Raw genomic sequence first — 26,912 nt, forward strand, 5'->3', positions numbered from 1 at the left:
GTATTTTTATAGGAATAAACATGATTTTGAAGCCAGCCCGCCTGATCCTCGCCTTGGTCGCCGTCGCGGCAGTTCCAGCTTTTGCGCAAAACGTCGCCACCGTCAATGGCAAGGCCATCCCGGCGTCGCGCGTCGACCAGGTCGTCAAGCAAGTCGTCGCCCAGGGCAAGCAGCCAGATTCGCCGCAACTGCGCGAAGCGATCAAGAAAGACCTGATCGGCCGCGAAGTGCTGATCCAGGAAGCCGACAAGCAAGGCTATGGCACCCGTCCTGAAGTCAAGGCCCAGCTTGACAACGCGCGCCAGAGCATCATCATCAACGCCCTGCTGGCCGACTACGTCAAGAAAAACCCGGTCAAGGACGCTGAAATCAAGGCCGAGTACGACAAGTTCAAGGCACAAGCCGGCGACAAGGAATACCATGCCCGCCACATCCTGGTGGCCACCGAAGCCGAAGCGAAAGACATCATCGCCAAGCTCAAGGGCGGCGCCAAGTTCGAAGAACTGGCCAAGGTCTCGAAAGACGGCTCCGCAGCCAATGGCGGCGACCTGGACTGGGCTAGCCCGAACTCCTACGTCAAGCCATTTTCCGACGCCCTGGTGGCCCTGAAACCAGGCCAGATCACGCAAACGCCGGTGCAATCGCAATTCGGCTTTCACGTGATCAAGCTGGAAGAAACCCGTCCGACCAAACTGCCATCGCTGGAAGAGGTCAAAGGCCAGGTCGCTGAATCGATTCAACAGAAAAAACTCGCCGCTTACCGCGATGAGTTGATGAAGAAAGCCAAAGTGCAATAAGCCTCACTTGCATGTAAAAAAGCGCTCTACGGAGCGCTTTTTTGATGTCGACTGCGTTGCAAAACCCTATGCAAAACTGAACCAGGCCCGTGCAATGCGGCCATCGACCACCTCGTAGGTCGCCACCAGTTCCTGTTCCAGCGTGCCCTGCTCCGTCACGCTGGTGACGATCTCATGGTCGATCACCAGCTTGCCGCAGGCGATGCGGTTGAGCAACCGCGCCTGCGGGCGGCTGGCGGCAAAGCGGTGTGTAAAACGCTCGGCGATCTGCGCGCTGCCTTGCGCCAGCAAGGTGTCGGGATGCTGGAACTGGCGCACGTCGTCGGCATAGATGGCGACCAGGGCGGCCACGTCGTGGGCGTTATAGGCGTCGAGCTGGGCCTGCACGACGTCAAGGGGGGTGGCAGTATGCATGGTTCTCCTGTAAGAATGCAAATTCTGCAATTCTAGCCCATCAGCAGGACTAGCCGGCCGGTGCGGCTCATGTCGTCAATCGTGGTCGAGCAGGAAGTTGCGCCGTGGCGCGTCCAGTGGGTTGTTGTCGCTCGCCGTTTCGTCTTTCAGCGCGACGCCGGACAATTGCCGTTTGCGCGCCTCGGTTAACAGGTAGTGAAGCTTGAACGCCGCCTCGTCATAGCTCAAGCCCGCAGGGCGCACATTCGAGATGCAATTGCGGCTGGCGTCCGTCAGGCCGGTCTTCGGCGCCCAGGTCAGGTACAAGCCCATGCTGTCCGGAGAGCTCAGGCCGGGCCGTTCGCCGATCAGCACCAGCACCGCGCGCGCGCCGAGCAGTTCGCCCACTTCGTCGCCTACCGCCACCCGCCCCTGCGCGACGATGGCCAGCGGCGCCAGCGTCCAGTTGTCGGCCGCCAGGCGCGCCATCAGCGCCCGCAGGAAGGGTGCGGCGTTCTGCTCGATGGCCAGCGCCGACAGGCCGTCGGCGATGACGATCGCCAGGTCATGGCCCGCCGCTGGCGCCGCCGGCCGCTGCAGCAGCGCCTGGCGCGAGGCGTCGTCGAGCCGCCGGCCCAGGTCCGGCCTTTGCAGATAGATGTCGCGGCCGGGGGCCGCGCTGTGCAGCGACAGGCATGGCAGGGCGCAGGCCGCTTGCAGCGCGTCCGCCAGCGCGGCCGGGTCCAGCGCCAGGTGGACGGCGTCGCGCGCGCGCGCATGGGCCAGCTGGAACGCCAGTTGCGGCGCCGTTGGCTGGCTCACGCCGCAGCGCCCCAGCGCGATGCGCGCGGCCGTGAAACGCCGCAGCGACTGCCATGGATTGGCGGTCACCAGGCCGTTGCCGGACTCGTCGGCGTCAGGGTTGGCGTCGGCACCCTCCGCCGCGTCTTGCGGCACGTGGCCGGCTACGATCTTGTTCTCGGTGTCGTTCATCGGATTGCTTTATTTTCCTTTACGTCAGGCTCGCCAGCGCGCGCTGGAATGCCGGCGGCATTGCCTTGCCCAAGGTTGCGCATTCGTCGGTGGTGAAGATGTGCATCGCCTTGAGCCAGGCTTCGAATTCGGGCGCGGTCTTCAATCCCAATACGCGCCGGGCGTACAGCGCATCGTGGAACGAGGTGGTTTGATAGTTGAGCATGATGTCGTCCGAGCCCGGGATGCCCATGACGAAGGTGCAGCCGGCCGTGCCCAACAAGGTCAGCAACATGTCCATGTCGTCCTGGTCGGCCTCGGCGTGGTTGGTGTAGCAGACGTCACAGCCCATCGGCAGGCCCAGCAACTTGGCGCAGAAGTGGTCCTCCAGCCCGGCGCGGATGATTTGCTTGCCGTCGTACAGGTATTCGGGGCCGATGAAGCCGACCACCGAGTTCACCAGCAGCGGCGCGAACTTGCGGGCGACGGCGTAGGCGCGCGTTTCGCACGTTTGCTGGTCGACGCCGTGGTGGGCGTTGGCCGACAGCGCGCTGCCCTGCCCCGTTTCAAAATACATGACATTGTCGCCGACAGTACCGCGTTGCAGCGACAGCGCCGCTTGCCGCGCCTCGTCGAGCAGCGCGAGGTTGATGCCGAAGCTGGCGTTGGCCGCCTCGGTGCCGGCGATCGACTGGAACACCAGGTCAACCGGCGCACCGCGCTCGATGGCGGCGATGGTGTTGGTGACGTGGGTCAGCACGCACGATTGGGTGGGAATGTCGTAGCGGGCGATGATCTCGTCGAGCATGGTGACGATCCTGATCACCTGGGGCACATTGTCGGTGGCCGGGTTGATGCCGATGACGGCGTCGCCGCTGCCGTACAGCAGGCCGTCGAGCACGCTGGCGGCGATGCCGGTGGCGTCGTCGGTCGGGTGGTTCGGTTGCAAACGCGTCGCCATGCGCCCTTCGAGCCCGATGGTGTTGCGGAAACGCGTGACGACGCGGCATTTTTTGGCAACCAGGATCAGGTCCTGGATGCGCATGATCTTGGAAACGGCTGCGGCCATCTCGGGCGTGATGCCGGGCGCGACCGCCGCCAGCGCCGCTGCGTCGGCGTCGTCGCCGAGCAGCCAGTTGCGCAAGTCGCCGACCGTCAGGTGGGCGATGCGACCGAAGGCGGTCTGGTCGTGCTCGTCGATGATCAGGCGGCTGACCTCATCCTGTTCGTAGGGGATCACCAGTTGGTTCAAAAACAGCGTCAGCGGCAGCTCGGCGAGCGCCATCTGGGCAGCCACGCGTTCTTCCGCGCTGGCGGCGGCCAGGCCGGCGAGGCGGTCGCCGGAGCGGGCCGGCGTGGCTTTCGCCATCAGCTCCTTGAGGTCGCGGAACTGGTAGGTTCGGCTGCCGACGGTGTGGGCAAAGCTGCTCATTGGCTCTCCGTTGCTGGTGCTGGTGCGGCGCAGGGCGCGCGCCATTGGTTAAAACGTGCGCATGGCAGTGACGAGCAGGCGTTTTTGCACGACGTTCTTGCCGCTGCCGTCGGCGTTGAAAAAGGTCCATGCCTGGCCTCCTGCATATGGTACTTGATGTCCTTGCCGCCCGTGGCGGAATGCGCGCCCGGGAAGCAGCAAGTGAGCAGGCCGGCCCATGCGCGCGAGGTGCGCACCGTGCCGCCGTTGTGCGGCGATCGGAGATGTGGCCGACGCCTGGGGCTTGAGCAATTTCAGCCAGTTCTCCAGCGACTACCGCAAGCTGTTCGGCCTGTGCCCGTCGGCGTCGTTGAAGGCGCGGCGCGCAGTAGCGCCGGTCAACAGGGGCAGCCGCACGGCGCCGCCGCTGAAAAAAGCCTGGGCGTGAGCGGAACACAGGCGGCCAGGATTTGCGGAGATAATAGCGACCTGAAATCACACAACATGCTGGCGCGTCTTGCGCAGCATCAACAAATACCAGGGTAACAGGAGCAGAAATCATGAAATGGGAAGGCAACCGCGAAAGCGATAATGTGGAAGACCGCCGCGGTGAAGGCGGCGATGGTGGTGGTGGTGGCTTCGGCTTTGGCGGACGCACGATCGGCATCGGCACCATCGTCATCGCGCTGGTCGGCGGCTGGGTGCTGGGCGTCAATCCGATGACCATCCTCAGCATGCTGAGCGGCGGCGGCGGCCAGGTCGGCACCCAGCAAAGCCAGGCGCCGACACGGCAGACCCGGCAGCCGCCCGAGTCCGACGAACTGGCGCGTTTCGTGAAAACCGTGCTGGCCGATACGGAAGACACCTGGACCGCCCTGTTCAAGGCCGAAGGCGGCAACTATGTGCGGCCCAAGCTGGTGCTGTTTGCCGGCAGCACGCCGACCGCTTGCGGCACCGGCCAGAGCGCGACCGGCCCCTTCTACTGCCCCGGCGACCAGAAGGTCTATCTGGATCTGGACTTTTTCAACCTGATGCAGCAGCGCTTCAAGGTATCGGGCGAATTTGCACAGGCCTATGTGATCGCGCATGAAGTGGGCCACCACGTGCAGAATCTGATGGGCTTGTCCGAAAAGGTCGACAACGCACGCCGCACGGCCACCGAACGCCAGGCCAACGCCATGTCGGTGCGCCTGGAATTGCAGGCCGACTGTTTTGCCGGCGTATGGGCCTATCACGCCAATGCCGAGCGCAAGATCCTGGAGCAAGGCGATGTGGAAGCGGCCCTGAAGGCGGCCACGGCGATCGGCGACGACGCGCTGCAGCGCCAGGCGCAGGGCCATGTGGTGCCCGACTCGTTTACCCACGGCACCTCGGAGCAGCGCGTGCGCTGGTTCAGCCGGGGCATCGAATCGGGCCGGATCGCGCAGTGCAATACGTTTGAAGCGAAGCAGCTCTAGGGAGTGGTGACATCGAAGCGCCTGCCAAGGCGCTTCAGTTCGCCGCTGTCGACCAGGGTAGTCAGTTCCTGGTCGAACTGCAGCCGCAAGCGGTCGAACTCGGGCGAGCGGGGAAAGGCAAAGTAGCCGTTCTGCGTTTCCAGCACGCGCGGCAAGATCCGCACCTGGCGCTCCAGACCCAAGCGGGCAATCACCGGTTCCGTATTGCGCCGGTTGCTGACAAACAGGTCGACATGGTTGTGCACCAGCATCTTCAGGCCACTTTCCACACTGTTGGCCACGCTGACCTGCAAGGTGGACCGGGCTCGCTCCAGGTCCGTGCCATAGGCCCAGCCATTGAGCATCACCAGGCGGCGGTTTTTCAGGGTGGCATAGTCGCCATCCCAGATCAAGCCCGGGTGCTGGCGCGTGTAGAACACGATCTGGTCCTGGTAGAAGGGTTGCTCCGAAAACGCCATGCTGGCAAAGCGCTCGGGCGCCTTGTAAGGGCCGATCAGGATATCGGCCCGGCCCTGGGCCAGCATCGCTTGCGCACGCGCCCACGGCACCATGCGAAAACGCACGGTATTGCCCGTGCGCACGGCCATGATACGCACCAGTTCGGCGCCCAGGCCCACGTAATTGCCACTGGCCTGGTAGTCAAACACGCGCTCGAACTGCGCGCCGACGGCCAGCAGCTCACGCGCAGGCGCCTGCGCCGGCCAGACCCAGGCTGGCAAAAACATCAGCCAGAACAAGCCCACTCCGGGCAAGCGGCCCGCCAGCCCCATCAGCCGACGATGCGCAAGGAGTAGTCGGTGGCCCGCACATCCTTGGTCAGGCTGCCGATCGAAATGCGGTCCACGCCGGTCTCGGCAATCGCGCGCACGGTCTCGAAGTTGATGCCGCCCGACGCTTCGAGCAGCGCGCGCCCGTTCGTCACCGCCACGGCTGCGCGCATCATGTCGTTGCTGAAGTTGTCCAGCAGCACCGAGACGGCACCGGCGTCCAGCGCTTCCTGCAATTGCGCCAGCGTTTCGACCTCGATCTGCACCGGCACGCCGGCGTCGAGGGTGCGCGCATTGTCGAGCGCCTGTTTGACGCCGCCGGCGGCGGCGATATGGTTTTCCTTGATCAAAATGCCGTCATACAAGGCCAGGCGCTGGTTCTGCCCGCCACCGACGCGCACCGCGTATTTTTGCGCCAGCCGCAGGCCGGGCAAGGTCTTGCGCGTGTCCAGGATAGCCGCTTTGGTGCCGGCGATCAGGTCCACATAACGGCGCGTGGCGGTGGCCACGGCCGACAGCAGCTGCAAGAAGTTCAACGCGCTGCGCTCGGCCGTGAGCAAGGCCCGCGCCGGCGCGGCAATGGTGCACACCACGCTGTCGGCGGCCATCATGTCGCCTTCGGCGTAATGCCAGTCGATCCGGATGCTGCGGTCGAGGCTGTTCATCACGCCTTCGAACCACGGCGCGCCGCACAGCACGGCCGCTTCACGCACGAGCACGCGCGCGGTGACGATATCGTCGGGCGGCACCAGCTCGCCCGTCAGGTCGCACTGGCCTACGTCTTCCAGCAAGGCGGCCAGCAAATTGGCTTCGAAAGCGCGCGCCAGGGCGGCGTCGAACGGGGCGAAAGCATTGACGAGAGTACTCATGCGGGACCAATTCCTTGAAACAATGCCGCTTCTTTTGCCAGGTCGGCGCCTGGGCGCACGCCGGCCTTTTTGGCGGCGGCGAAGTCGAGCATGCGGTTAATCGAACGCACGGCCAGCTGGCCGATGGCCGGATCGACCTGGATTTCGTTGTGCAGGTTCTCCAGGGTCTCGGCCAGGTTGCGCAGGCCGTTCATGGCCATCCAGGGGCAGTGCGCGCAGCTTTTGCAGGTGGCGCTGTTGCCGGCCGTGGGCGCCTCGATAAAGCGCTTGCCGGGCGCGGCGGCGCGCATCTTGTGCAAGATGCCGTTGTCGGTGGCAACGATAAAGGTGTCGGCATCCATGCTCTGCGCGGCGGCGATCATCTGCGATGTCGAGCCCACCATGTCGGCCAGCGCCACCACATTGGCCGGCGACTCCGGGTGCACCAGCACCCTGGCCTGCGGATACTGTTCCTTGAGCAGGTCGAGTTCGATGCCCTTGAATTCGTCATGCACCAGGCACGAACCCTGCCACAGCAGCATGTCGGCGCCGGTTTGCTTCTGGATATAGGAGCCCAGGTGCTTGTCGGGTGCCCACAAGATCTTCTTGCCCTGCGCATGCAGGTGGGCGACGATATCGAGGCCGATCGAGGACGTTACCATCCAGTCGGCGCGCGCCTTGACGGCCGCGCTGGTGTTGGCGTAGACCACCACCGTGCGGTCGGGATGCTGGTCGCAAAAGGCCGTGAATTCATCGACCGGACAACCGAGGTCGAGCGAGCAAGTCGCGTCCAGGTCGGGCATCAGCACGGTTTTTTCCGGGCTCAGGATCTTCGCCGTTTCGCCCATGAAGCGCACGCCGGCCACCACCAGCGTTTTTGCAGGATGGTCGCGCCCGAAGCGCGCCATTTCCAGCGAATCGGAGACGCAGCCGCCGGTCGCCTCGGCCAGGTCCTGCAGGTCGGCGTCGACATAATAGTGGGCGACCAGCACCGCCTCGCGCTCGACCAGCAGGCGCTTGATACGGGCAATCAGTGCGGTTTTTTCAGAGGGGGACGGCGTTGCCGGCGTGCGCGCCCAGGCGTGGGCGGTGCAGCTGGCGCCGTCTTGCGGGTGTTCGTACTCGACGGCTTTGATGGCTAGAGTTTGCATGGCTGTGTCAAACAAAAACGGGATAGTGGATGAGATGGCCGCAACACGGCAGTTCGGCTTGAAAAAGGCACACCACCGGCTTTTCAAACACCTGAAAAAACCGTAGCGAGCGGCAGTGAGTTGCGGCTAAGAAGCGCAGCCGTGCTATAGCACGGTGAGCATCGCAGGCCGCAAATCGCGACGCGCAGTAGGTTTGGTCAGGTGTTTAATCGATGCCTTGGCTTTTCAAGTAATCTTCGTAATTACCGCTGTAATCGACAATGCCGTCTTCCTTGATCTCGATGATGCGGTTGGCCAGCGAGGAGACGAATTCGCGGTCGTGCGAGACGAAGATCAGGGTGCCGGCGTATTTTTCCAGCGCGATGTTGAGCGATTCGATCGATTCCATGTCCATGTGGTTGGTCGGCTCGTCGAGCAGCAGCACGTTGTGGCGGCCCAGCATCAGCTTGCCGTACATCATGCGGCCTTTCTCGCCACCGGACAGCACCTTGACGGCCTTTTTCACGTCGTCGCCGCCGAACAGCAAGCGGCCCAGGATGGAACGCACGGCCTGGTCGTCGTCGCCCTCCTTGGTCCACTGGCCGATCCAGTCGGTCAGGTTGGTATCCTTGGCGAAGTCTTCGGTCGGGTCCTGCGGCATATAGCCGACGTTGGCGTTTTCGGCCCACTTCACGCGGCCCTGGTCAGGCTGCAAGCCGGCCAGGTCGCCCGCAATGCAGCGCAGCATGGTAGTCTTGCCGGCGCCGTTGGCGCCGATGATGGCGATGCGCTCGCCCGCTTCGACCATGATGGAAAAATTCTTGAACAGCTGGCGATCAAACCCTTTCGAGATGTTCTCGACTTCCACCGCCAGGCGGTGCAGCTTTTTCTCGCCGTCAAAACGCACGAAGGGATAGGCGCGCGACGACGGCTTGATGTCATCGACCTTGATTTTTTCGATCTGCTTGGCGCGCGAGGTGGCCTGGCGGGCTTTCGATTTGTTGGCGGCGAAACGGCGCACGAATTCCTGCAACTCGGCAACCTTGTCTTTCGCCTTGGCGTTGTTGGCCAGTTGCTGGTTGCGCGCCTGGGTCGAGGCGAACATGTATTCGTCGTAGTTGCCCGGATAGATCTTCAGGGTGCCGTAGTCCATGTCGGCCACATGGGTGCAGACCTGGTTGAGGAAGTGGCGATCGTGGGAAATGATGATCATGGTGGAATTGCGCTCGTTGAGCACGTCTTCCAGCCAGCGAATGGTGTTGATGTCCAGGTTATTGGTCGGCTCGTCGAGCAGCAGGATGTCCGGGTTCGAGAACAGCGCCTGCGCCAGCAGCACGCGCAGCTTCCAGCCTGGCGACACATTGCTCATCGGCCCCTGATGCAGGTCGATGGCCACGCCGGCGCCCAGCAGCAGTTCGCCGGCGCGCGATTCGGCCGTATAGCCGTCGTATTCCGACACTTTGCCTTCGAGTTCGGCCGCCTTCATGTAGTCGTCGTCGGTCGCCTCGAGGTTGGCGTAGATCGCATCGCGTTCCTGCATTGCCGCCCACATTTCCGTGTGGCCCATCATCACCACGTCGAGCACGCGCATGTCTTCGAAGGCGAACTGGTCCTGGCGCAACTTGCCGAGGCGCTCGTTGGTGTCGAGCATGACGTTGCCGCCCGACGGTTCCAGGTCGCCGCCGAGGATTTTCATGAACGTCGACTTGCCGCAGCCGTTGGCGCCAATCAGGCCATAGCGGTTGCCGTCGCCGAACTTGACGGAGATATTCTCAAACAATGGCTTGGCGCCAAACTGCATCGTGATGTTAGCTGTACTGAGCATGTGGTATCGGGTCTTTATCCAGTGAAAACAGGGTATTAAGTAAGTGCCAAGAAATTATTGTGAAATTATGACGAACAGAATCGGATGCGCTGCAAGGCGCCCGATGCGACGCAGTGCGAGCACTGCTAGCGGCGGGCAACGCCGCAGAGCGCCGGTTATGGAAGTCAGAATCCACAAGAATTTATGCGTACTTGCTTAGGTACTTTCCTCCATTATACCGCACCTGTCACGCGGCATTCCCGGGCAGCCATGGTGGCGGCGCTGGTCAACATGAGCGGGGTCGGTGGCGAAGTGAAAAGCGGCGAGGCGCAGGCCGGCAGCTGCGCGGCCGCCAGGGCGGACAGCAAGGCCCCTTGCACGGTGTCGCATGCCGGCCGGGACTGCTGCGTGATCAGCCCCACCAGGGGGCAGTGCGATGGCGGCCCGGTCACTGGCGGGCCGCCATCGCCGGGCAGGCCTACATGCCCAGGGACTTCAACAGGTCTTCGTTATCGTCGTCCGCCGGTGCGGGCGTGGGCGCGGGGGCCGCATCCCTGGCCTTGTTGGCAAATTCGGAGTCCATCAGCGAATCGGTGTCGACTTCCTGCGAGTCGAAATCGTGCAGCTTGATGAATTCGGTACGGTCGATGGCCAGTTCCAGGTAAAAGATATTGTTCTTTTCCGTATAGAACGTCACGCGGCGCATTTCAGGGCGGTCCAGCGGCGTATCGACGCTGAGCATCACCTGTTTGTTCAGCACCAGCATTTTCGGTTGGCTTTGCGTGATATTCGTTTGCAGCTCGCGCCGCACCTTGCCCGTGAAGTCGCCGACGATCTGGTTCATCAGCTCGCCCATAATGTTCGACACTTCATCGGAAGTATAGTAATTGGCCAGCTCCGACTTCGGCATGCCCATGTGCAGCATGTAGCGCTCGTAGATTTCCATCGCCGTGTCGGCCGCGAAATTGAGCACCACCAGGCCGGTGAAGCCGCCGTCGAACATGACGAAACAGCCTATATCAGGTTTCAGGCCGGTCTTGGTAATGCGCTGCACCATGCCGGAATAATTGACTCTGCTTTGCGTTGCGACGTTCAGCACCCGGACTACCGAGTTGCACAAACTCATCAACAAATCTTCTGTACCGTACACAACATCCTTTTCTGCGTTCATGGCTACCTCTCGTACTTTTTGTATTGATATTTCTATGTAGAAATAAGTATCAGATGGGCAGAATACCGGGGCGCGTCATGTCCGTCCAGCCATACCTGCATTTACTTGAGGATGTGTCGGGAAATCGCCCACCCGCCAGTCACGGGCGATCCGGCCAGCTTCAGGCATCATATGCTTTACAGGCAACAAAATAAAGGCGGCGATGGCCGCGATGGTTGCGGACCAACGCCCCCTATCGGCCTCAGCCCTCCATCAGCAGCACCTGCTGTTGACGGCGCGAGCGCTGCGGCTCGGACATCGGCAGGGCGGGCTGGCCGGCTGCGGGAGCGAGTGCCTCTTGCAAGCGGAATACCTGTACCGATTGTGACAGCAGCCCGGCTTGCTCCTGCAGTGCGTTGGCGGCGGCGGCGGCTTGCTCGACCAGCGCCGCGTTTTGCTGCGTCACCTGGTCCATCTGCGAGATCGCTTCATTGACCTGTTCGATGCCCATGCGCTGCTCTTCGCTGGCGTCGGTGATGTCGCCTATGATGGTGGAGAGGCGCTGCACGCTGTCGACCACCTGCTGCATGGTGGCGCCCGCCTGCTCGACGAGAATGTTGCCGGTGCCGACCTTGTCGACCGAGTCCTCGATCAGGCCCTTGATTTCCCTGGCCGCGCTGGCGCTGCGCTGGGCCAGGTTACGCACTTCCGTGGCGACCACGGCAAAGCCGCGGCCCTGCTCGCCGGCGCGCGCCGCCTCGACGGCGGCGTTCAATGCTAGGATATTGGTCTGGAAGGCGATGCCGTCGATGACGCCGATAATATCGGCAATCTTGCGCGATGATGCGTTGATCGAACCCATGGTCCGCACCACGTCGGCGACCACCGCGCCGCCCTGCACCGCCACCGCCGAGGCCGATGCCGCCAGGGTACGGGCCGCCTGGGCATTGTCGGCATTCTGCTTGACGGCCGAGGTCAGCTCCTCCATCGACGACGCGGTTTCCTCCAGCGAACTGGCTTGCTGCTCGGTGCGCGCCGACAAGTCCATATTGCCGGCCGCGATCTGCGCCGACGCCGTGGCGATGGTGTCGGTGCCGCCGCGCACGTCGCCGACGATGGTGACCAGCGCCGCATTCATGTCGCGCAGCGCGGCGATCAGTTCACCGGTCTCGTCTTTCGAGCGCACGACAATATGGCTACTCAGGTCGCCTTTGGCCACACGCTGGGCAAGGTTCACCGCGACACGCAGCGGCGCCGTGATATTGCGGTTCAGCAAAAAAGCCAGCACGCAGGCCAGCAGCGCGGCAAGCGCGCCGCCACCCAGCAAGACCACGGTGGTACGCGTTCTCAGGCTGGCCGCCGCTTCGGCGCGCTGTTCCAGCAAGGCCGCTTCGGCCTGGCTGATTTCACCGAGCAAGGCACGCATGGCGTCCATGTCGGCCTTGCCGTTGCCGGCCTGCTGGGCTGCCATCACGGCCTCCATATTGCCATCGGCGAGCGCAGCGCGGCGCAGCGCGATGACCGGTTCGACGGCATTGGCCAGCCAGCGCTGCTGGGTTGCCTCCAGGGTCGCCAGCCGGGTTTGCTGGGCAGGATTGTCGGACGTCAGTTCGCGGACCTTTTGCAGGTGTTCGCGGAAAATGCGTTTGCCGTACAGCAGCGGTTCGAGCGACGTTTCCTTGCCCGTCAAGGCAAAGCCGCGTTCGCCTGTTTCAATATCGACCAGGCCCTCGAGCAGGCCGCTCGCTTCGCCCATCACTTCATAGGTATGGACATTCCAGCGATTGGCTTCGCCCAGGCTGGCAAAATTGGCTTGGGCGGAGACAATCAGTATCGCCATCAGGGCGATCACAGCGGCGAACGCCAGGTAAAGACGCGTGCCTATTTTCAAGTTCGATAGAACCATATCATTCTCCATGTATTCGATAGAACACGACAATATGTTGCCAGGGACGGCGACATTGGCGACGATCATAGCGATAAAAATGACATCATTAGTTGCCCGCAGTCTACAATTTATATCTTTCCGTCTTTTTCTTTCTTATGGGCATTCTTTCCGTCTTGTTGCAGCGTCTGGACTTTTCCGCCGAGGTCTTTTTTCGCGGCGCCTTTTGCGGCAGCAACCATTTTCCTGTGCAGCCCATGTACGGTCATTTACATCTGGTGCGCCAGGGCGCGGTGACCCTGACGCAGAACGACGGCATTGCCTTGCAGCTGCAAGGCCCCGCTGTGGCCTGGTATCCGCGGCCGCATGCGCATGGACTGTCAACCGGCGATGGCGCTGCCGAACTGCTGTGCGCCCACATCCACCTGGCTGGCGACGACGCCATGGTGCGGGCCTTGCCGTACTGTTTGCACCTGGCGCTGGTGCCGTTGCCGGCCCTGACCGCTACCTTGGCGCTGCTGTTTGACGAAGCGCATCAGGCGCCATTGGGACACGACCTGGTATTGAAGCGCCTGTGTGAAGTGCTGATCGTCCAACTGCTGCGCCATTCCTTGCAGCACAAGCTGATATCGTCCACCACGCTGCCAGACATGGCCGACGGCGCTCTGTGCAAGGCTATGCACGCCATGCAGGCTCATCCTGGAGTCAAATGGTCGGTGGCCGAACTGGCGGCCCTGTGCGGCATGTCGCGCAGCCGCTTCGCGCGCCAGTTCCATGCGGTGCTGGGCTGTCCGCCGGCCCAGTACCTGAACCAGCTGCGCATTGGCCGCGCCCAGGAATTGCTGCGGCAAGGCAAGCGGGTACAGGATATCGCGCTGGAAGTCGGCTACAGCAACCAGCCCGCTTTTACGCGCGCCTTTCGCGCCGCCACGCAGTGGTCGCCGCGCGACTGGCTGGCACGCAATGGCGGCGACTCGCCTGGCTGGCAATCCGGCCAGGCATTGGCGCCAAAGATGGACAAACTGTAATCGTTCACGGCGGCCGGGCAAAGGGGGCCGCCGGTAAAATGCAGGCCCGTCCCACAGCGAAGACTTCCATGACCTTATTGCAGCTGTTTATCCTCTCCATCGTCCAGGGCTTTGCCGAATTGCTGCCCGTCTCAAGCTCCGCCCACGTCATCATGGCGGAAAAACTGATGGGACTGGACCCCACCTCGCCCGAGCTGACCATGCTGCTGGTGATGCTGCATACCGGCACCATGTTCGCCGTGATCGTGTATTTCTGGGCCTCGTGGCGCAAGACCTATTTCAGCTCCGGCGCCGCCCTGCGCAGCAATGTGCTGCTGCTGGCGGCGGCCACCTTGCTGACGGGCATCATCGGCTTTGGCCTGCTGAAACTGATCACCCATGTGGTGATGGCCGGCACGCCCGGCTTCGAGATCGAACATCTGTTCGGCAACGCCAGGCTGATGGCCGCCGCGCTGGCCGCCGCCGGCGTGCTGATCATGGTCTCGTCGCGCATGAAACCGCGCCATGACGGCGCGCTGACCTTGCCGCGCGCCATGCTGGTTGGCGCGGTGCAGGGGCTGTGCCTGCCCTTTCGCGGCTTTTCGCGCTCCGGCGCCACCATTTCCACGGCGATCGCCGTCGGCGTGCCCCAGCGGCGCGCCGAAGAGTTCAGCTTTGCGCTGGCGGTGGTGCTGACGCCGGCCGTGATCGTCAAGGAAGGCTGGCGCTTTTACCAGGCGGTCCACACCGGCGCGGTCGGCCACGGCGCTTCCCTGGCGCAGCTGCTGGCACCGAGCTTGCTCGGCATGTGCCTGTCTTTCCTGGCTGGCTTGCTGGCGTTGCGCTGGCTGTCGAGCTGGCTCGAACAGGGCCGCTGGCACTTGTTCGGCTTCTATTGCATCGCGGCCTCGGCAGTGGTGCTGTGGGTAGGGTAAAATCGCGGCGGGCCGCTTCCGGCCATCCCATCCCAGCCCTGTCCCACTGAAAGACAACGATGAATTTTGCCGCCACCGCCGCCCTCTCGCTCGCCATGTCGACCGACGCCTTTGCCGCCGCCGTCGGCAAGGGCGCGGCGCTGCACAAGCCGCAATGGCGCGAAGCGCTGCGCACCGGCCTGATCTTCGGGGCGATCGAATCGATCACCCCGCTGATCGGCTGGGCCCTGGGCCGCGTGGCCGCGCCCTATGTGGAAGCGTGGGATCACTGGATTGCGTTCAGCCTGCTCGGCATCATCGGTTTGCTGATGATGCGCAATGCCCTGTCCGACAACGATGAAGAAGAGGAACCGGCGCGCAGCCACTCCTTCTGGGTGCTGGCCATCACCGGCTTTGCCACCAGCATCGACGCCATGGTGGTCGGCGCCGGCCTGGCCTTGCTGGGCGCCAACATTCTCGTCACCGCCGCCGCCATCGGCTTTTCCACCTTTGTGATGGTTACCCTCGGCGTGATGCTGGGCCGCGTGCTGGGCACGGTGGCCGGGAAGCGTGCCGAACTGCTCGGTGGGCTGATCCTGATCGTGATCGGCTGTCTGATCCTGTACGAGCATCTGGGTCATCCTGCCGCCTGAGCCTTAATGTACGCAAACGCACACAACCGGCCGGGCAGGCGTGCTAGATTCATGTCTGGATCGAACATGCGAGGAGACCATTATGGAAACGCTGGAACTGCTGTTTGCGTCCCTGGTCAGGGAAACTGCGCAAGCAATACGGGACAGCCACGTGCCGTTTGCCATCAAGGATGATGAGGCTGCATGTTTTGCCTGGATGGATACGCATCCGATTTCCGGCTATGTGCAGGAAGCGTATCGCGAGATAGAGGAAACGGCCTTGCAGATCCGCGCGATACGCGCGGGATAAGTGTGGCGACTTGTTTCCTGCTATGCGCCTTGCGGCGCAAGCAGGCAGTTTCACGCGGCCTGGCGCGATCGCAAGCGGCCAGGCCAGGTCATCCTCAACCATTCTCAGCGCATCGGCGCGCTGTCCGCCAGGCGCCAGCCGATGGACAAGGCGACTTGCTGCGCCTCTTTTTCGTTGCTGCAATCATCATAATCGCAGGTGTCCTCATACGCGCCGCAGGCAAGATTCTGGCTGATAAACGAACCTACCCAGCGGCCGTCGCGGCGCTGGGAAGCGGTTGCGCTGATCGTGAATCCTTTGTGGATGGTGGGATTTTCCAAAGACATCATCATAGTTCCTCCGCTTAAAAGACGTCAGCCACCTGACTTGCGTCCAGTGTGCCGCATCGCAGCATCATGGTCTGTACGCTTGACCACACTGGCCGCATCGCCGATTGAATCGGGTATCATCGCGCCATGTGCGGACGATTCGATCAAAACGACACGGCGCGGGTGCAGGCCTCGCATTTCGGCTGGACCGATGCGGTCTTTGACAGCCAGGCCCAGCCGCAGCTGAACGTGTCGCCCGGTACCTGCCGGCCTGTGCTGCACGTTGATCAAGGCGTGCGCCGAGTCGACGATGTGTTCTGGGGCTACCGCCCTGCCTGGGCCGCCGCTGCGCCGGCGCCGGGCAAGAAGCAAATCCCGATCGCCATCAACGCCCGCCTGGAAAAACTGGGCGGCAGCTACTGGAAGCGGCTGCTGCGCGGCGGGCGCGGCATCGTCTGCGTGCACGGCTGGTATGAGTGGAGCGGAGAAAAGGGGGCCAGACAGCCCTGGCATATCCACCGAAAAGACCGCGAACCGCTGTTCCTGCTGGTGCTGGCCCACTTCGGCCCGTTCCGGCAGCACCGCGAGGAATCGGGTTTCGTGCTGGTGACGGCCGACAGCCTGGGCGGCATGGTCGATATCCATGACCGGCGTCCCGTGGCCGTCAGCGTGGCAGATGCGCAGCGCTGGCTGGCGCCCGAGTTGACGCCCGACGAGGCGCTGCACCTGGCGCGCACCGGCATGCTGGACGCCGGCCTGTTTGAATGGCATGCGCTCGACAAGCCGCTGATGCCATCGGCGCGCGTCAAAAAGACGCCGGCGCCACCGGCCGAACAGGCCTCGTTCGACTGGAATGCCGACTGATCCTTGCCGCTTACTGCGCCAGGCGCCGCCACAAGGCCTCGACCGGGCCTTGCCTGAAACGCGCCAGCCACCAGCGACTGATCAATATCTGCCCCGCCATGATGGCCAGCGCCAGGCCCAGCATCTCGACCGGGCGCAAGCGTGCGCCCCAGGCCAGTCCCCAGCCATGCAACAAGAAGGTGCCGAGCACCGATTGCGTCAGATAGTTGGAGAGCGCGAGGCGGCCGACCGGCGCCAGCTGCCGCGTCAGCGCCGCCATCATGGCGGGCCCGGCCAGCATCAGCGACGCCACATAGCCGGCCGCCAGCAACGGTCCGCCCGCATACAGCAGCAGCTCAAACAACATGCTGTTCCACTGCGTCTGATATGGCTCAATTGTCTGGCGCAGCATCGCCGTGGCGGCCAGCAGGTTGAACGGCAAGCCCAGGCCCAACCCCACCGCGCAGACGCGCAGCCACACCTGGCGATGGCGCCGTGGCTCCGTCAGCCAGCCCAGGCGCACGGACAGGATACCCAGCAAGAACAGTACGATGATATGCGGCAGCATGACGACGACGAACAGCATCTGCATGCCATAGTCGCGCACGCGCAAGGCCGCCACCGCCTGCAGGCTACCCTGGGTGTAGATGGCGTAGCGGCCGGCAAATTCCTGCAGCTGGCGCGTGGTGTCCGCCGCCGTGATGGCCGGGCTGACCGGATACAGCAAGGCCATGAACAACAGGAAGCCGCCGGCCAGCAGCCAGGCCAGGTTGCGGATGCGGGCAAGTCGGCCTGGCGCCAGCCGCAGGATCAGCATGCCGCCCAGCGCGTAGGAGGCAAGCACGTCGCCGCTCCAGATAAAAAAGCCGTGTATGAGGCCGAACAGCAGCAGCCAGCGCAGGCGCCGCCGGTAGGCCGCTTGCGCTGCCGGCCAGCTGTCCAGCTGCCGCCGCAGCGAGCGCGTATGCAGCGCAAAGCCGGCGCCGAACAGAAAGGCGAAGATGGGATAGAACTTGAACTCGGCAAACGCCGCCACCAGGAAAATGGCGGCCTGGTCCTGCCATGGCGCATGCGCAGGCAAGGTGCCATAGCGCACTGACAAAGTGCCCCAGGCGTAGCCCCAGATATTGACCAGCAGGATGCCAAACACGGCGATGCCACGCAGCACATCGAGTTGCGCCAGCCTGCCCGGCGGCGAGTTCATCGGCTGGCGCGCGCCAGGGTCGGATAGTCCTGCACCTGCAAGCTAAAGCCGGTGTCGTTCGAGCTCAGGCGCGCATGACCGCCAAACGGCAAGGTGACGCGGCGGCGGATATGGCCGAACTCCAGGCCCGTCAGCACCGGCACCGGCAGGCGCTCGCGCACATAGGCGAGCATGGCGTCGAAATCATAGCCATTGTCTTGCGGACTCAATTTATAGGCAGAAAAGTCGCCCAGCAGCACAGCTTGCTGGCGACCAATCACGCCCGCATGCAGCAGTTGCAGCAGCATGCGCTCGACCCGGTACGGGTGCTCGTTGACGTCTTCGAGGAACAAGATGCCGCCCTCGATGCCGGGGAAATACGGCGTGCCAAGCAGATGCACCAGCATGGCCAGGTTGCCGCCCCACAGTTTGCCGCGCACATCAACCTGTGGATTGCCTGCAGCCACACCGGTTACCGTATGCGTGGGCCCTAGCAGGCAGGACCATAGCTGGTCGAGCGTGAACTGTTCCGGCTCGTCGCGCAGGAAATCGTCACAGATCATGGGACCGGCAAAGCTGGCGCGGCCCGTTCTGGCCATCAGGCCCATGTGAAAGGCCGTGAAGTCGCTGTAGCCGACAAACAATTTGCCGCTGTCGGCCATGGCCTGGAAATCGATCTCGGGCAGGATGCGGCTGATGCCATAGCTGCCGCGCAGGGCCAGCACCACCTGCACGTCGGGGTCCCGGGCGGCGGCGGTCAGTTGCGCCAGTCGCCCAGCTTCCGTGCCGCCGAAGCGCTGGAACTTGTGCGCGGGATCATAGTAATTATGGACAGTGGCGCCTTGCGATTGCAGACGGACAATGGCGCGCGCCAGCGCCGCCTCGTCGGGCGCGTAGCCGCCGGGTGCCACGATGGCGATGCCGATTTCAGGAGGATTCAATAGTATGTTACCGGACAGGGTGAGGAATGTTCTGCTCAGGCAAGCTGCGAGCGCATCTGTGGCACCATCTTACCGTGCAGATGAACATCGATCAAGGCGAGGATGCGCTCGATCAGCTGCGGCGGCAAGTCGTGGCCCATGCCTTCAATCACTTCCAGCCGCGCGCCCGGTATCAGCGAGGCCGTATCGACGCCGCAGGCGAGCGGGATCAAGGGGTCGGCCGCGCCGTGGATCACGAGCGTGGGACAGCTAATGGTGGGCAACAAGGCCACCCGATCGCCCGAGGCGCCGACGGCCACCATCTGGCGCACCACGCCATCGGGACAGTAGGCGCGGGCCAGGGCCAGCCCGATACGCTGGTGCAGCAGCTTGTCGGTCACCGGATAGGCGGGGCTGCCCAGGGCGCGCACGGTGGCCACCATCTGCGTCACCAGGTCGGCCTGGCTGGCGTGGGCCTTCGGGCGTTTCATCAGGGCGTTGCGCGCCAGCTTGCTCGGGCCGGGCAAGCCGCGCCGGCCGCTGCTCGACATGATGGACACCAGGCTCATCACCCGCTGCGGCGCACGCGCCGCCATCACCTGCGCGATCATGCCGCCCATCGACACGCCGATCAGGTGCGCCTGGGCCACGCCCAGGGCCGACAGCAGGCCCAGCGCATCTTCCGCCATGTCATCGAGGGTATACGAACTTTTCAGGGGCCAGCCTATTCTGGTTTTCAGATAGGCCAGCGGCAGGCTGGGTTTGCCCGCATGCGTCATCTTGCTCGACAGGCCGACGTCGCGGTTGTCGAAGCGGATCACGCGAAAACCTTGTTCGACGATGCCATCGATAAAGTCATCAGGCCAGGCGACCAGTTGCATGCCCAGTCCCATGATGAACAGCACGCAGGGATCTTGCGGATCGCCATGGCTTTCGTAAGCGATATTGAGGCCGTTGGCCTTGGTGGTTGCCATGATTGCCTTTCCGGTCAACGGCCGCGAGCATCAGCGCCGCAGCCGTGCAATGAGCATAGCATTTTATGGCTGGAGCGGCATTACCTGACGCGCGGCAGGCTGGCGGCCAGCAGTTCGCTGGCGAAGAAGAAATACTATTTTAATAATAATGACTGCCATTTGTGAATGGCAAAACGTCTGGCACGGAGCTTATTTGCCGGCTCGACACCAAAAGTTACCTTGAACAGATACGCATGGTCAGGGTTTTACGTTATCGTGAGCGACAATCCATGGATAGGGAGTTTTTCTTGAATAAACGTTTCATGCAGTATGCAATGGCGCTGGCCGGTTTGCTGATCGGCGGCGCCGCCTTCGCGGCCGACACCTTCAGTCCAGTCGTGACCGGCGCAGTCAGTTACAGTGGCGACGAATGGCAGGTGGCCACCACGTCAGCCGGGCGCCCGGTAACCTTCCTTGGCGGCGGCCGTTTCAAAGTCGGTGGCGGCGTATTGTGGCAGTCCAGCCAGTATCCGGTGCAGGCCTCGGCGCTGGTCAACTACCATTACGATCCGCGGGCGGGCGGCAGCGGCAGCGCGAAATTTTCACGCATTCCCCTGGAAGCCATGGTCTATTACACGGGCCTGGAAACAGTACGCTTCGGCGTGGGACTCAGTTACGTGCTTGCGCCGAAGGTGACGGCGAGCGTCGATGGCGCTGAACAGAGCATCAGGTTCAAGAACGCGCTTGGTCGCTCGTTCGAGATCGGCTACGCCCTGACGCCCAGGCTGTGGACCAATCTGCGTCTGAGCTCGGAAAAATACAAGGCAAAGGTTGCCGGTGCGGCGCAGGACGCCGACGTCTCGTCGCTGTCGGTCAACCTCTCTTACCTGTTCTGACGGCTGGTCAGCGCCTCGGCCCTGAAGTCCTGCCGGGTTTCAGGGCTGGTGCACGGCGGCCAGCTTGCGCGCCTCGGCCTGGGTCCGGCGGCGCTCGACAAAAAAGGCCCGCAAAAACGCGCCGCATTCGTCCGCCAGCACACCGCCCACGATGGCGCTCTGGTGGTTCAGCGCCGGCTGTGCGAACAGATTGACGACCGAGCCGCAGGCGCCCGTCTTCGGGTCGGCCGCGCCGAACACCACGCGCGACAAGCGCGCATGCAGCATGGCGCCCGAGCACATCACGCAAGGTTCCAGCGTGACATACAATTCACAGCCGGGCAGCCGGTAGTTGCCCAGCTTTTCGGCCGCCGCGCGCAAGGCCATAATTTCCGCATGGGCGGTCGGATCATGCCGGCCGATGGGCTGGTTGTAGCCCACCGCGATCACGACGCCATCCTTGACGACGACGGCGCCAACCGGCACTTCGCCCAGGTCCCAGGCATGCCGCGCCTGGGACAAAGCCAGGCGCATGAAGTGTTCATCCGTGTCCGGCACCGGCGTATCAGTCATCGGTCACTTCAGCCCAGCAATTCGGGGTTTCATGCAGCACCAGTTTATGCAGATGCAAGCCGGTACCGAAATGGTCGGTAAAAGCGGCTTTCAGGATCTCGAAGGCGATGCGCGCCAGGTTTTCCACGGTGGGAATACGGTCGATGACGACGGTTTTATGGTCGGGCAGGCTGGCCAGGAAGTCGCGCACGGCCGTATCCTTTTCATAGACCAGGAAGGCGTGATCCCAGACATCGACCAGGTGCTGCTTGGCCAGGGTCTTGACGTCGGAAAAGTCCATGATCATGCCGTTGTCGGAATTGCCTTCCGCTTCGATGACCTTACCGACCAGGGTGATTTCCACCGTGTAACGATGGCCGTGCAGGTTGCGGCACTGGCTTTTGTGATCGGGAATGCGGTGGCCTGCGTCGAATTCGAGCTTGCGTGTGATAGTGAGCATAGTTTTTTGTTAAGGTATTTGCAGGAGTTTGTGGGTTTGCAGGCTCAGCTTCCATTTCGGATTGCTTTTGCACGTCTCGATGGCCAGCTTCATGTTTTGTGCGGCCAGCAGGCCGTCCATGGCTTGCACATAAAAGTTGTCGAAGTCCAGCTGCTCATAGGCCGCCAGGTCTTGCTGGAACTGCGGAATCACCACCTTGATTTCGTTGCCCTTGTGCACCACCAACGTGGAGCCCATCTTCGGGCTGACGCAGATCCAGTCCACGCCGTCGGGCACCGGCAAGGTGCCATTGGTCTCGATGGCAATGGTAAAGCCGACCGCATGCATGGCATCGATCAGCGCGGTATCGAGCTGCAACAGCGGTTCGCCGCCCGTAAACACCACGTATTTGCTGGCCGTGTGGCTGGCCGGCCACAGGCTGTCGATCAGCGCGGCCAGTTCCTGCGGCGTCCTGAACTTGCCGCCCAGTTCGCCATCGGTGCCGACGAAGTCCGTATCGCAGAACTGGCACACGGCGCTGGCGCGGTCGCTTTCGCGGCCGGTCCACAGGTTGCAGCCAGAAAAGCGGCAAAACACGGCGGGACGACCCGCATGCGCACCTTCTCCCTGCAGGGTGTAAAAAATCTCTTTGATGCTATAAGTCACTGTATTTCCTAAGAGCGGGCCGGCGTCCGCGCATGGGCGGGCAAACCTGGCCTGGGCCGCAAAAGCCGATTGACAACCCTCTATTATATCCGCGCGAGGCGCTCTCCGTGTAAAAGCCGTGCTTGCCATGGCCTGGACGCGGAAACAACACTCACGACCTTGCAGTGCAGCATTTTGCGCCCGGTTTGCGCTGGCGCAAGCCCCGCCGATCCCGGCAACGGTATTTTCAGTTATCAATATTGCCGAATGGAAAACACATTGCGTCCGGGGAGAGCCATGCCTGCCGCCAGCGAATCAGCGCATTACCTTGTCAACCTGCTCAGCATCTGCGCCGGGCTGCTGGGCGTGATCGCCCTGCTGCTGCTGTGGCGCCTGCGTGGCCTGTACGCGCAAATGCAGAATGATCAGTTGTCGCTCCAGCAGGCAGAACACGCGCTGCAGCTTGCCCGGCGCCAGATTGAGCAGATGCGCTCTGACAGGCAACACATCCAGGATCAGGAGCGCCGCCGCCTGGGCCGCGATTTGCACGACGACCTGGGCCAGTATCTGCTGACACTCAAAATGGATGTCGCGAACTTGCAAGCCAATACTGGCGGCGGTACGACCCGCCTGGTCCAGACCTTGCAGTTCATGGCCAGCAATATCGACCAGAGCATCGCGGCCCTGCGCTGCGTGATCGCCGGCCTGCGCCCGCCCGCGCTGGACCAAGGTCCGCAAGCCGCCCTGCATCAACTGCTGGCCGATTTCACGCGCGCCACCGGCATTCCCGTCAAACACGCCTTCGTGCTGGCCGACGCGCACCTGGCCAGCCTGGACCTGGTAGAGACCGTGCTGTACCACGCACTACAGGAGGCGCTGGCCAATATCGCGCGCCATGCGCAGGCAACGCAGGTGCATGTGCGCCTGCAATGCCAGGGCGCCTTGCTGCAACTGTACATCGCCGATAACGGCATCGGCATGAAGGATGTGACTGCGCGCAAGGGCTTTGGGCTGGCCGGCATGGAAGAACGCTTGCGCGACGTGGGCGGCGTACTGCGCATGGGTAGCCGGCCCGGTCGTGGCACGACGTTGCAGCTGTCGCTGCCGATGAAGGCCAAGCCCGGCGCGGCACCGGCGCGAGTCGCCTGACTATTGCTATTTATTGCCATTTGTCAATAACTATTGCCTGCCGCACTCCATCATGTACTCCTGCCCACTCCCGTTCACCATCTCTCGCAAGGAAACATCCATGCCGGACTCCCACGCAAACATGCACGCGGCGCCAACTGCTGACGCCGCCTCGCATGACTTTGCTGTCAAGATGATGCAATTGCTGGTCGTGCCGACCTTTGTACTTGATGCCGCTGGCAAGGTGATGATCTGGAACCGCGCCTGCGAACAGCTGACGGGCGTGCCGGCGGCCGAAGTAATCGGCGGCAACCAGCACTGGCGCTGCTTTTATGCCCAGCAGCGACCCACCCTGGCCGACTTGCTGCTCGCCGGGCACGCCAGCGCGCCGTACTCTCCGGCCGGCACTCACGCCTGCCGCAGCGGTACCGGCGACAATCTGTGCGCCGAAAACTGGTGCGACATGCCGCGCACGGGCCGGCGCCGCTATCTGGCGGTGGACGCCAGCCCCATCTATGGCAAGCACGGCGAGCTCGCCGCCGTGGTGGAAACCCTGCGCGACATGACGGACGAAAAACGCGCGCAAGCCGCGCTCGAACGCCTGGCCACGCACGACAGCCTGACGGGCCTGGCCAACCGCCGCTGTTTCGACGACACCGTGCACGCCGAATGGCAACGCGCCCAGCGCCAGCAGCTGCCCCTGTCGTTGCTGATGGTCGACGTCGATAATTTCAAGCAATACAACGACAGCCATGGCCACCTGCGGGGCGACGACTGCCTGCGCAAGGTGGCCGGCGCCGTCGCCAGCGAAATGCGCAGCAACGACCTGGTGGCGCGCTACGGCGGCGAGGAATTTGCCGTGATCCTGCCGAACCAGTCATTGAAGGGCGCCGCCATCGTTGCCGAGCGCATCCGTCACCGCGTGGAACGCCTGCAACTGCCGCGCGAACATGCAGGCGGACTTTACGTGACGGTCAGCATCGGCGCCGCCACCGCCCTGCCCGGCCCCGGCACGCAACTGGCGCAACTGATCCATACGGCAGAAAGCGCCCTGTACCGGGCCAAGCACCTGGGACGCAATCGGATCAGCTTGCCGGAGGTGGCAAGCTGCTGAAGCACCACAAGACCAAATTTGGTGTATATTTGGTCCTGTCGATTTCTCAATATCAGGGGAGCCAGCATGGAAGCCACCGAACGCATCAAACCCATCTCGTATTTGAAAGCCCATACTACCGACATCGTCAGCGGTTTCGATGGCGGCCAGCACGATCCCATCATCATCACGCAAAATGGCGAAGCCAAGATGGTGGTGCTGTCCATGCACGCCTACCAGGAAAACAAGCGCCATTTGCGGCAATTGCGTGAACAGCACGCGTTCATGAAGCTGATCGCCATGGGCAATGCAGAGATCGCGCGTGGCGACGTCTTGACGGAAGAAGCATTCCTGGCCCGGCTCGACCAGGATTGAGATGACCCGCATCGTCATCTTGAAAAGTGCCGAGCTCGACTTCAGGGACCTATGCAGTGACTTCAAGATCCATCATGGCGCGTCGGCCTATGCCAGGTTCAAGGCCGCCTTCAAGACCTTGCTGGCAGACCTGAAACAGTTTCCCGACAGCGGCGCACCCATCGAAGAAGCGCGGCAGGTCGGGCTGCTGATACGGCAACGCCTGTGCGAGCAGGTACGCGTGGTGTATCACCATGACAAGGCCAGCGAGACCATTTATATCCGCATGTTCCTGCCGACGCAGCGCAACTTCCTCGAACACCTTACCAACCGCATTCTGCGTCCCGGATTCTGATACCCCACTTCCCCTATGCACGACAGTCCGATTATTCCAAGCGGCGGCGGTGTTTGCCAGGTAAAACCGGCCTGGCGCCAGTTGCCACCGACCGGCCGCTTGTGTGTGCGAGATAATGTCGCAAGCAGCGGCAGGCAGGCGACAGGATCGTTATTCCCAGGCCAACGGCGTGCCGGCCGCCAACTGCGGCCGTGCGGGCCGTCCCCGGGCCGGGCCGGCCCTGACGGCGGCGGAGACGGACCCGCCCATGTCGCGCAACTTGAAGATCGACAGCACCTGGCTCAGCTGACCGGCCTGGTCGCGCAACGATTCGGCTGCCGCCGAGGCCTCTTCCACCAGCGCCGAGTTTTGCTGGGTCATGCCGTCGATGCTGGCGATGGCCAGGCCGATGCTCTCGATGCCCCCGGTTTGCTCCCTGCTGGCGGCGGTGATGTCGGACATGATAGTGGCCACTTTCTTGACGGACTCGACAATGTCCCCCATGGTCGCGCCGGCCTCGTCGACGAGCCTGGAGCCGATGCCGATCTTGGACACCGAGTCGCCGATCAGTTCCTTGATCTCCTTGGCAGCGCTGGCGCTGCGCTGCGCCAGGTTGCGCACCTCGCTGGCGACCACGGCAAAGCCTCGCCCCTGCTCACCGGCGCGCGCCGCCTCGACCGCCGCGTTCAGCGCCAGGATATTGGTCTGGAATGCGATGCCGTCGATGACGGCGATGATCTCGACGATTTTCCTGGACGAGCCGTTGATCGCGCCCATGGTCGCGACCACCTGCTGCACCAGGTCGCCACCCTTGGTGGCGATGGTCGAGGCGGTCAAGGCCAGCGAGTTGGCCTGGTTGGCATTGTCGGCGTTTTCGCGCACCGTCACCGTCAGCGTCTGCATCGAGCGCGATGTCTGGTCCACGCTGCCGGCCTGCGACTCCGTGCGCGCCGCCAGGTCGGCATTGCCGGCGGCAATTTCTTCGCTGGCCACATTGATGGTTTCGGCCGAGCTCTTGATCTCGGCGACCATGCCGCCGAGCTTTTCGCGCATCTCCTTCAACGCCAGCAACAGGCTGCCAGTGTCCTTGGGATCGGTCTCGATATGCATCGATAAATCGCCGTCGGCGACCGCGCGGGCAATCTCGCGGGTATATTCCGGCTCGCCGCCCAGTTGCTGCCAGATCGTGCGCACCACGAAGAATGACGCGCCGGAGAGGGTGGCGATGACTACCAGCGCCACCACGATGCTGCTGTAGAGGACGCGGCCAACCACGGTATCGCTTTGCACGATGCCGGCGCTGAAGCGCTTGCGTGCGTCCTCATTGGTTTTGACCAGGTCGGCGTTGAGCGCTTTGAGCGCGCTTTGCATGCTGGCCACCGCAGCCTGCGGGTCGCCCTCCTCGATCTCTAGCATGATGCGCGCCGAGCGCAGCGCCGGCGTGAGATAGGCTTCAAACTCGGCGCCGAGGCGCTCCGCTCCGGCACCCTGGCCGCCGAGTTCGCCGATTTTTTTCAAATTGGCGCGCACCTTGGCGGCCTGTTGCGGGATCTGTGACAGGCGGTTCTTGTCCCCCTCGGCAACGGCGTCGCGCAAGCCGTCGGCGATGGCGCCGATGTCGAGCGTGAGCGTCTTGGTGGCGTCGAGCACCGGGTAATCGACACTTTCGGTATTGTGGATCGACTTGCGCGCATCGAGTACCAGCGAGGTGCTGACCGCCAGTCCCAGCGCGAAAACGACCGTGGAAATCACCGGCAAGGCCCAAATTTTGGTTTTGATGCTCATCGAGAGCCTCTTCTGGAAATAAC

The 26,912-nt window shown here is 63.0% G+C and carries 30 protein-coding genes; 13 read left to right on the plus strand and 17 right to left on the minus strand.

Going from position 1 to position 26,912, the window contains the following annotated elements; translation table 11 throughout:
• Positions 1-20: 20 nt before the first annotated feature.
• On the plus strand, positions 21-797 hold the full coding sequence (locus CD932_RS17140) for a peptidyl-prolyl cis-trans isomerase (protein ID WP_094444001.1): 777 nt from the start codon (positions 21-23) through the stop codon (positions 795-797).
• A 66-nt stretch (positions 798-863) separates the two neighbouring features.
• Here the strand turns inward: CD932_RS17140 and CD932_RS17145 are convergent, their stop codons facing one another.
• From CD932_RS17145 to CD932_RS17155, 3 genes are all read right to left on the minus strand, one after another.
• Entirely contained in the window at positions 864-1,211 is a 348-nt protein-coding gene (locus tag CD932_RS17145) for a nuclear transport factor 2 family protein (protein WP_094444002.1), read from the minus strand.
• Between the two features lie 75 nt (positions 1,212-1,286).
• A complete protein-coding gene (eutC, locus tag CD932_RS17150) occupies positions 1,287-2,183 on the minus strand; it encodes an ethanolamine ammonia-lyase subunit EutC (RefSeq protein WP_094444003.1) in 897 nt (298 codons plus the stop codon).
• A gap of 19 nt (positions 2,184-2,202) precedes the next feature.
• Positions 2,203-3,594, minus strand: a complete 1,392-nt coding sequence (locus CD932_RS17155; protein WP_094444453.1) for an ethanolamine ammonia-lyase subunit EutB — start codon at positions 3,592-3,594, stop codon at positions 2,203-2,205.
• 265 nt (positions 3,595-3,859) lie between these two features.
• Between CD932_RS17155 and CD932_RS17160 the strand changes: the two genes are divergently transcribed.
• Both CD932_RS17160 and CD932_RS17165 read left to right on the plus strand, forming a co-directional pair.
• A complete protein-coding gene (locus tag CD932_RS17160; protein ID WP_176460995.1) occupies positions 3,860-4,021 on the plus strand; it encodes a hypothetical protein in 162 nt (53 codons plus the stop codon).
• Positions 4,022-4,133: 112 nt separating this feature from the next.
• A complete protein-coding gene (locus CD932_RS17165; protein ID WP_094444005.1) occupies positions 4,134-5,030 on the plus strand; it encodes a neutral zinc metallopeptidase in 897 nt (298 codons plus the stop codon).
• On the opposite strand, the gene CD932_RS17170 is transcribed toward CD932_RS17165, so the two are convergent.
• The 6 genes from CD932_RS17170 to CD932_RS17195 form a co-directional block, all read right to left on the minus strand.
• The gene (locus tag CD932_RS17170) at positions 5,027-5,767 is read right to left on the minus strand and encodes an ABC transporter substrate-binding protein (RefSeq protein WP_254926645.1); all 741 of its coding nucleotides are present in this window, start codon (positions 5,765-5,767) and stop codon (positions 5,027-5,029) included. The two genes, CD932_RS17165 and CD932_RS17170, sit on opposite strands and share 4 nt — an antisense overlap.
• 32 nt (positions 5,768-5,799) lie before the next feature.
• Positions 5,800-6,666 carry a carboxylating nicotinate-nucleotide diphosphorylase gene (gene nadC / locus CD932_RS17175; RefSeq protein ID WP_094444006.1) on the minus strand — a complete coding sequence of 289 codons (867 nt, stop codon included), beginning with the start codon at positions 6,664-6,666 and terminating at the stop codon, positions 5,800-5,802.
• The gene (gene nadA, locus CD932_RS17180; RefSeq protein WP_094444007.1) at positions 6,663-7,796 is read right to left on the minus strand and encodes a quinolinate synthase NadA; all 1,134 of its coding nucleotides are present in this window, start codon (positions 7,794-7,796) and stop codon (positions 6,663-6,665) included. The genes nadC and nadA overlap by 4 nt, the downstream gene beginning before the upstream one ends.
• Positions 7,797-8,001: 205 nt before the next feature.
• On the minus strand, positions 8,002-9,600 hold the full coding sequence (locus CD932_RS17185; RefSeq protein ID WP_094444008.1) for an ABC-F family ATPase: 1,599 nt from the start codon (positions 9,598-9,600) through the stop codon (positions 8,002-8,004).
• A gap of 457 nt (positions 9,601-10,057) precedes the next feature.
• On the minus strand, positions 10,058-10,750 hold the full coding sequence (locus CD932_RS17190; protein WP_094444009.1) for a DUF3334 family protein: 693 nt from the start codon (positions 10,748-10,750) through the stop codon (positions 10,058-10,060).
• A gap of 241 nt (positions 10,751-10,991) precedes the next feature.
• Positions 10,992-12,635: a methyl-accepting chemotaxis protein gene (locus CD932_RS17195; RefSeq protein ID WP_094444455.1), complete on the minus strand. Its 1,644-nt coding sequence runs from the start codon at positions 12,633-12,635 to the stop codon at positions 10,992-10,994.
• A gap of 137 nt (positions 12,636-12,772) precedes the next feature.
• Here CD932_RS17195 and CD932_RS17200 point away from each other — a divergent pair, with 137 nt between their 5' ends.
• From CD932_RS17200 to CD932_RS17215, 4 genes are all read left to right on the plus strand, one after another.
• Positions 12,773-13,642, plus strand: coding sequence for an AraC family transcriptional regulator (locus CD932_RS17200; RefSeq protein WP_094444010.1), 870 nt, complete (start codon positions 12,773-12,775; stop codon positions 13,640-13,642).
• A gap of 68 nt (positions 13,643-13,710) precedes the next feature.
• On the plus strand, positions 13,711-14,556 hold the full coding sequence (locus CD932_RS17205; RefSeq protein WP_094444011.1) for an undecaprenyl-diphosphate phosphatase: 846 nt from the start codon (positions 13,711-13,713) through the stop codon (positions 14,554-14,556).
• 59 nt (positions 14,557-14,615) lie between these two features.
• Positions 14,616-15,188: a manganese efflux pump MntP gene (mntP, locus tag CD932_RS17210; protein WP_094444012.1), complete on the plus strand. Its 573-nt coding sequence runs from the start codon at positions 14,616-14,618 to the stop codon at positions 15,186-15,188.
• Positions 15,189-15,270: 82 nt separating this feature from the next.
• On the plus strand, positions 15,271-15,477 hold the full coding sequence (locus CD932_RS17215; RefSeq protein WP_094444013.1) for a hypothetical protein: 207 nt from the start codon (positions 15,271-15,273) through the stop codon (positions 15,475-15,477).
• A gap of 104 nt (positions 15,478-15,581) precedes the next feature.
• Here the strand turns inward: CD932_RS17215 and CD932_RS17220 are convergent, their stop codons facing one another.
• Positions 15,582-15,797 (minus strand): hypothetical protein, encoded by a 216-nt coding sequence (locus tag CD932_RS17220; RefSeq protein WP_141213280.1) that lies wholly within the window; start codon positions 15,795-15,797, stop codon positions 15,582-15,584.
• 135 nt (positions 15,798-15,932) lie between these two features.
• On the opposite strand from CD932_RS17220, the gene CD932_RS17225 reads away from it, so the two are divergent.
• Complete coding sequence (locus CD932_RS17225; RefSeq protein ID WP_094444015.1) at positions 15,933-16,649, plus strand: SOS response-associated peptidase family protein; 717 nt, start codon at positions 15,933-15,935, stop codon at positions 16,647-16,649.
• 10 nt (positions 16,650-16,659) lie between these two features.
• Here the strand turns inward: CD932_RS17225 and CD932_RS17230 are convergent, their stop codons facing one another.
• The 3 genes from CD932_RS17230 to CD932_RS17240 are packed head-to-tail and all read right to left on the minus strand — an operon-like array spanning position 16,660 to position 19,705.
• Positions 16,660-17,832 (minus strand): DUF418 domain-containing protein, encoded by a 1,173-nt coding sequence (locus tag CD932_RS17230; RefSeq protein WP_094444016.1) that lies wholly within the window; start codon positions 17,830-17,832, stop codon positions 16,660-16,662.
• Entirely contained in the window at positions 17,829-18,752 is a 924-nt protein-coding gene (gene ldcA, locus CD932_RS17235; protein ID WP_094444017.1) for a muramoyltetrapeptide carboxypeptidase, read from the minus strand. Before ldcA ends, CD932_RS17230 begins: the two co-directional genes overlap by 4 nt.
• A gap of 35 nt (positions 18,753-18,787) precedes the next feature.
• Positions 18,788-19,705 carry an alpha/beta fold hydrolase gene (locus CD932_RS17240; protein WP_094444018.1) on the minus strand — a complete coding sequence of 306 codons (918 nt, stop codon included), beginning with the start codon at positions 19,703-19,705 and terminating at the stop codon, positions 18,788-18,790.
• Between the two features lie 287 nt (positions 19,706-19,992).
• On the opposite strand from CD932_RS17240, the gene CD932_RS17245 reads away from it, so the two are divergent.
• Positions 19,993-20,580: a hypothetical protein gene (locus CD932_RS17245; RefSeq protein ID WP_141213281.1), complete on the plus strand. Its 588-nt coding sequence runs from the start codon at positions 19,993-19,995 to the stop codon at positions 20,578-20,580.
• Between the two features lie 39 nt (positions 20,581-20,619).
• Here the strand turns inward: CD932_RS17245 and tadA are convergent, their stop codons facing one another.
• Genes tadA through queE form a run of 3 tightly spaced genes read right to left on the minus strand, consistent with a single transcriptional unit; the run spans position 20,620 to position 22,216 of the window.
• Positions 20,620-21,132 carry a tRNA adenosine(34) deaminase TadA gene (gene tadA, locus CD932_RS17250; RefSeq protein ID WP_094444020.1) on the minus strand — a complete coding sequence of 171 codons (513 nt, stop codon included), beginning with the start codon at positions 21,130-21,132 and terminating at the stop codon, positions 20,620-20,622.
• The gene (queD, locus tag CD932_RS17255; protein WP_035819191.1) at positions 21,125-21,571 is read right to left on the minus strand and encodes a 6-carboxytetrahydropterin synthase QueD; all 447 of its coding nucleotides are present in this window, start codon (positions 21,569-21,571) and stop codon (positions 21,125-21,127) included. Before queD ends, tadA begins: the two co-directional genes overlap by 8 nt.
• 9 nt (positions 21,572-21,580) lie before the next feature.
• On the minus strand, positions 21,581-22,216 hold the full coding sequence (queE, locus tag CD932_RS17260) for a 7-carboxy-7-deazaguanine synthase (protein ID WP_094444021.1): 636 nt from the start codon (positions 22,214-22,216) through the stop codon (positions 21,581-21,583).
• A gap of 276 nt (positions 22,217-22,492) precedes the next feature.
• Here queE and CD932_RS17265 point away from each other — a divergent pair, with 276 nt between their 5' ends.
• From CD932_RS17265 to CD932_RS17280, 4 genes are all read left to right on the plus strand, one after another.
• Positions 22,493-23,344 carry a sensor histidine kinase gene (locus CD932_RS17265; protein WP_176461022.1) on the plus strand — a complete coding sequence of 284 codons (852 nt, stop codon included), beginning with the start codon at positions 22,493-22,495 and terminating at the stop codon, positions 23,342-23,344.
• A 100-nt stretch (positions 23,345-23,444) separates the two neighbouring features.
• A complete protein-coding gene (locus CD932_RS17270; protein WP_094444023.1) occupies positions 23,445-24,437 on the plus strand; it encodes a diguanylate cyclase in 993 nt (330 codons plus the stop codon).
• Between the two features lie 66 nt (positions 24,438-24,503).
• Positions 24,504-24,791 (plus strand): type II toxin-antitoxin system Phd/YefM family antitoxin, encoded by a 288-nt coding sequence (locus CD932_RS17275; RefSeq protein ID WP_094444024.1) that lies wholly within the window; start codon positions 24,504-24,506, stop codon positions 24,789-24,791.
• A gap of 1 nt (position 24,792) precedes the next feature.
• A complete protein-coding gene (locus CD932_RS17280) occupies positions 24,793-25,125 on the plus strand; it encodes a type II toxin-antitoxin system RelE/ParE family toxin (protein WP_094444025.1) in 333 nt (110 codons plus the stop codon).
• A gap of 150 nt (positions 25,126-25,275) precedes the next feature.
• On the opposite strand, the gene CD932_RS17285 is transcribed toward CD932_RS17280, so the two are convergent.
• Complete coding sequence (locus CD932_RS17285; RefSeq protein ID WP_094444026.1) at positions 25,276-26,889, minus strand: methyl-accepting chemotaxis protein; 1,614 nt, start codon at positions 26,887-26,889, stop codon at positions 25,276-25,278.
• Positions 26,890-26,912 lie beyond the last annotated feature (23 nt).

The organism is Janthinobacterium sp. PC23-8, from assembly GCF_002250505.1.
In the GTDB taxonomy this organism is placed as follows: Bacteria; Pseudomonadota; Gammaproteobacteria; order Burkholderiales; family Burkholderiaceae_D; genus Janthinobacterium.